The organism is Mesorhizobium sp. M7A.F.Ca.CA.004.06.1.1, from assembly GCF_003999135.1.
Taxonomy (GTDB): Bacteria; Pseudomonadota; Alphaproteobacteria; order Rhizobiales; family Rhizobiaceae; genus Mesorhizobium.
In genome coordinates, this window is record NZ_RZPQ01000522.1 from 1 (window position 1) to 4,248 (window position 4,248).

A 4,248-nucleotide genomic window follows, 5' to 3' on the forward strand; every position below is an offset into this window, starting at 1 on the left:
GCGTGTAGCGACTGAGCGCCGAAATGCAGAAATGCGGATTGCCCGACAGAAAATTCTGCGGGCTGGCATGGATGTTGGTGAAATTGCACCGGCCGCCGCCGGAGATGCGGATCTTCTCGCCAGGCGCCGTCGCATGATCGAGGATCAGCACCGAACGGCCGCGCTTGGCCGTCTCCACGGCGCACATCATTCCGGCGGCACCCGCGCCGATGATCACTACATCATAGGATTGCATCAGGCTATTCGTTCCCGCTCGACCAACTCATTTGGGGCGCGCCACTTGCGCTGCCTGATACCACTTTGGCCCGATAGTTTTCTAGCAATCCCGTCCCAGCAGCCTGGTGATCTGGGGGGTGACGATTATGGTGAACAGCCCGGGATCGCTGAAAGCCCTCGCGGACAGCATTGCCCCGTGAACCGATGCCATCAGCATCTGGGCCTCCTCCTCCGGCCGGTTGTTCAAGCGGAACAAGTCCTGTTCCATTCCAGCCCGCAGCACCGACGTAAGCCATCCCGCGAGATTTTGGAAATGGGCACGAACGCGTGACGCCACCTCTTCCGGCAGCATCTGCATCTCGCCGGCGAGCATCGCGCAGACGCAGAACGACGGCGAGGCATCGCGAATGCATGTCCGCCAATAGTTCAGATAGGACTGCAGTTGTTCAGCAGGGCTTGAGAGTTCTCCCCGGAGAGACTCCAAACCCACTTCGGCCTGCCGCCTGTAACGATCCACCAGCACCGAAACCAGCTCGGCCTTCGTCGGAAAATGATGGTGGATACTCGCCTTCCTGATGCCGATGTCAGCCGAGATATCGGCATAGCTGAACCCGTTGTAGCCTCCCGCGACGATGAGAGACTGCGCGACATCGAGAATCTTTTCTGAAGTCGAAGCCATTGATTTCATATCGCCGCCTACCTTCTGGTAGGCGAACTGTCAAGGTTGCATCGTTCCCGATTCTCACAGGGAGGTGTTCCGGACATTGGGTTGACTTAGGGGTTTTGTCTACCTACTAATAGGTAGACAGCAACAAGGAATCTGCCAATGCAAAACCAATCTTTCACCCGGTCCGGATGGCTACGATCCTATTATTTCGCACGCGCCATATTTTCTATCGCCTGGGTTGCTGCCGCCATCCTGTTCAACGGGCAACCCGGTCCCACCGCGTTTCTGCTCGTGATCTACCCGGCATGGGACGCTCTCGCCAATCTGGTTGACGCCAGGGTAAATGGCGGCCTGAAGGCCAACTCGTCCCAGGCTTTGAATGTCGTGGTCAGCACGATAACGGCGCTCGCCGTCATCGTGGCGGTTAACAACAGCATGTATGCCGTTCTGGCCGTGTTTGGGGTTTGGGCGATCCTCTCAGGCCTGCTGCAGCTGAACACGGGACTAAAGCGTTGGCGCTACCAAGGCGCACAATGGCCGATGATCCTCAGTGGTGAGCAGTCGGCCCTCGCCGGCGGCTTCATGATCAGCCGATCCCTCGGCACGGCTGCGCCGACGATTCTGGACATCGCCCCTTATGCCGGGTTCGGCGCGTTTTACTTTCTGCTTTCCGCAATTTGGCTTGTCGTAGCAGCCTATCGCAAGGCAAACGCCTAGGTGCTGCCCGATCCGGCGGCGGCAAGGTGAAAGTCATCTGCCGCCGTCGAAAGGGCAAGCATCGCTCACTCTTTGCCGCATCGGCTGCCGTTCTGGTTCAAAGACGCGTAGCGTCCTGCTCAGGGGCGCGACCGCTGCCTTAGATCAGCGTCTCGGCGAACAACGTCGTCAGCCGCTTCCAATGGCGTTCGGCACCCGCGGCGTTGAAAACGCTATGATCGGGCACGCACCAGCCATGCGCCATCCCGGCATAGTTCTCGATGACATGGTCGACTTCCGCAACCCGCAACGCTTCCTCCAATCGCATCGATTGTTCCGGCGGGAAACTTCTGTCGACACCCGACATGCCGACATAGACGCGCGCCTTGATGGAGGCTGCCTTGCGATGCGGGCTGTCGGCGGCGTCGCTGGCCAGATTGCCGCCATGGAAGCTTGCGGCCGCCCTTATCCTGTCGGGATAGTTAGCGGCGGCGTTCAACGCCCGGCCGCCACCCATGCAATAGCCGACGGTGCCGATCGGCCCGGTGATGCCCTCGGCAGCAAGCGCGTCGAGGAACGCACCGCTGTCGCTGATGGTCATCTCCTGTGTCGTGCCGGTGACCAGCGCCATCAGCGGGATTTTGGTCTTTTCCTCGGCGAAGGCGGTCTTGGCGTCGAACGGCCCGTAGGGCGCATTGCGGTAGAATAGGTCGGGCACCAGCACCGCATAGCCTTCATTCGCGAGCCGCTCGGCCATACCGTCGAGCGCCGGCCGCGGACCGAAGGCGTCCTGATAGAGAATGACGCCGGCCTTGGCAGGAGATGCGTTTGCCGAGTGGAAAAGCCCGGCATTGGCAACACCATCCCTGGTCTTGATCTGAATGTCGTGTTTCGTCATCGCCCGCTCCGTTCGACTGATGCGCGATACATATCCGCGCAAGGCCATACGGCAAGGCATTCCCGGGGCGTGGCAGTCAACATTTCGTGCAGGATTGCGGACGCTATTGCTCGCCCTCGCGCACGGTCCGCGCGCCGACATGCAGCGCACGGCCGGCACCGAGCCCCATGATGGCTACGCCAAGCCCGAGCGCGACGAACAGGAACGCCGTTCCCGAGAAACTGCCGGTCCAGTCGCGGATCAGGCCCACCAGCAGCGGACCGAATGCCGCCAGCACATAGCCGACGCCTTGCGCCATGCCTGAAAGATGCGCGGCGACATGCGAATCCGGCGAACGCAGCACGATCAAGCTCATGGCAGCCGCGATAAGGCCACCTTGCCCGATGCCTTGCAGGACCGCCCAGAACAGCATCGTCGAGGTCGGCGCAAAGAGAATGCCGAGCAGCGCGACCACCGCCGTGGCAACGAGCGCCACATTGATGCCGCGCTGGTCCTTCAGCCGCATCGCAAAGGATGGCACGGCGAGGCAGGTGATGACCTGCGCCATCACTGACACCGAAACCATGGCGCCAGCGGTGGCCGCATCGAAGCCACGCTCGCGCAGGATCGGCGCCAGCCAGCCGAAGATGCAATAGGCGAGCGCCGACTGCAGCCCCATGAACAGCGTCACCTGCCAGGCCAGGCGATCGCGCCAAAGCCCGACGACGCGAAAGCCTTGATGGCTCACTTGCCGCCGGCTGCCCAGCGCCTGCGGAATCCAGATCAGCAACACAATCAGGGTCGGCACCGCCCAGGCAGCAAGTGCTCCGGACCATGAACCGGTGACAAAATGCTCGATCGGCAGCGTGAAGCCGGCGGCGGCGGCCGAGCCGGCGCAGAGCGCCATGGTGTAGAGCCCGGTCATGACGGCGGCCCTGTCGGCGAAATCGCGCTTCACCAGGCCCGGCAGCAGCACATTGCCGATGGCAATGGCGCCGCCGGCCAGGAAAGTCGCGACAAACAGCAGAGGAACCGTACCGAACCAGCGCAGGCCGGTTCCCAGCACCAGCAAGGCGAGCGCCCCGAGCAAAGTGCGCTCGGCTCCATAGCGCTGCGCAAGCCTTGGCGCGAAGGGCGCGAACAGGCCGAGGCACAGGACGGGCAGCGTCGTCAGCAGGCTGGCGCCCGTTGTCGACAGCCCGGTTGCCTGCATCACCTCGGGCAACAGCACCGACAGGCTCGAAAACAGCGGCCGCAGACTGAAGGCGATCAGCACAAGGCTCGCGCCAAGCACGATGCGCGCCGCACGGCTGCGCAGTTCAGGCGGCTGCGGCATGGGCAGGCTGTCGGCCTCGGCACCGATGAGTTCCAGACCCTCGACCTCGGCCTTCGGATCAGGCTGACGAAAACTCTGGTTCATTGCGAAAGCAGTCTTTCAAGTTGGGCAAGCACCGGCGCCATGAAGGCTCGGACGGCGGCAACGGCGCGCTCGGGATCGCTCGCGGCAATGGCGTCGACGATTGCCGCATGCGCCTGGTGGTCCGGCTCGGGCAGATCGCCGTCGATGGTGGCATGGATGGTCTCGGTGATGGCAGCGGTGAAGAAGTCGTAGAGCTCCATCATCGCCCTGTTGCCGGACGCCGCGACAACCGATTTGTGGAAGGCGAGATCGCGCCGGATGAAGGCTTCGCTTCCGCCTTCGGCGACAGTGCCGCGCGCGGCAAGCAATTGCCGCATCCGATCGAGGTCGGCTGGCGTGTGGCGCAAGGCGGCGAGCCTCGCGGCTTCGAGG

General features: G+C 62.7%; 6 protein-coding genes. 1 reads left to right on the forward strand and 5 read right to left on the reverse strand.

What is annotated here, in order from left to right:
- Together EN906_RS24835 and EN906_RS24840 are read right to left on the reverse strand one after the other, a co-directional pair.
- Positions 1 to 235 (reverse strand): FAD-dependent oxidoreductase (locus EN906_RS24835; RefSeq protein WP_127375451.1); only part of this gene is annotated, 235 nt, incomplete at its 3' end.
- Between the two features lie 81 nt (positions 236 to 316).
- The gene (locus EN906_RS24840; RefSeq protein ID WP_127267739.1) at positions 317 to 904 is read right to left on the reverse strand and encodes a TetR/AcrR family transcriptional regulator; all 588 of its coding nucleotides are present in this window, start codon (positions 902 to 904) and stop codon (positions 317 to 319) included.
- A gap of 138 nt (positions 905 to 1,042) precedes the next feature.
- On the opposite strand from EN906_RS24840, the gene EN906_RS24845 reads away from it, so the two are divergent.
- Positions 1,043 to 1,600 (forward strand): DUF308 domain-containing protein, encoded by a 558-nt coding sequence (locus EN906_RS24845; protein ID WP_127267738.1) that lies wholly within the window; start codon positions 1,043 to 1,045, stop codon positions 1,598 to 1,600.
- A gap of 139 nt (positions 1,601 to 1,739) precedes the next feature.
- Here the strand turns inward: EN906_RS24845 and EN906_RS24850 are convergent, their stop codons facing one another.
- The 3 genes from EN906_RS24850 to EN906_RS24860 all read right to left on the reverse strand — a co-directional run.
- The gene (locus tag EN906_RS24850; RefSeq protein WP_127267737.1) at positions 1,740 to 2,477 is read right to left on the reverse strand and encodes a dienelactone hydrolase family protein; all 738 of its coding nucleotides are present in this window, start codon (positions 2,475 to 2,477) and stop codon (positions 1,740 to 1,742) included.
- Positions 2,478 to 2,580: 103 nt separating this feature from the next.
- Positions 2,581 to 3,876 carry an MFS transporter gene (locus tag EN906_RS24855; protein WP_127267736.1) on the reverse strand — a complete coding sequence of 432 codons (1,296 nt, stop codon included), beginning with the start codon at positions 3,874 to 3,876 and terminating at the stop codon, positions 2,581 to 2,583.
- The coding region (locus EN906_RS24860; RefSeq protein WP_164777333.1) for an FCD domain-containing protein at positions 3,873 to 4,248 on the reverse strand (376 nt) is incomplete at its 5' end. The genes EN906_RS24855 and EN906_RS24860, both read right to left, overlap by 4 nt.

What these genes read in the sequence shown, in the direction of transcription:
- EN906_RS24840 (WP_127267739.1), bottom strand. Translation starts at nt 904, where the DNA reads ATGAAATCAATGGCTTCGACTTCAGAAAAGATTCTCGATGTCGCGCAG.
- EN906_RS24845 (WP_127267738.1), top strand. Translation starts at nt 1,043, where the DNA reads ATGCAAAACCAATCTTTCACCCGGTCCGGATGGCTACGATCCTATTAT.
- EN906_RS24850 (WP_127267737.1), bottom strand. Translation starts at nt 2,477, where the DNA reads ATGACGAAACACGACATTCAGATCAAGACCAGGGATGGTGTTGCCAAT.
- EN906_RS24855 (WP_127267736.1), bottom strand. Translation starts at nt 3,876, where the DNA reads ATGAACCAGAGTTTTCGTCAGCCTGATCCGAAGGCCGAGGTCGAGGGT.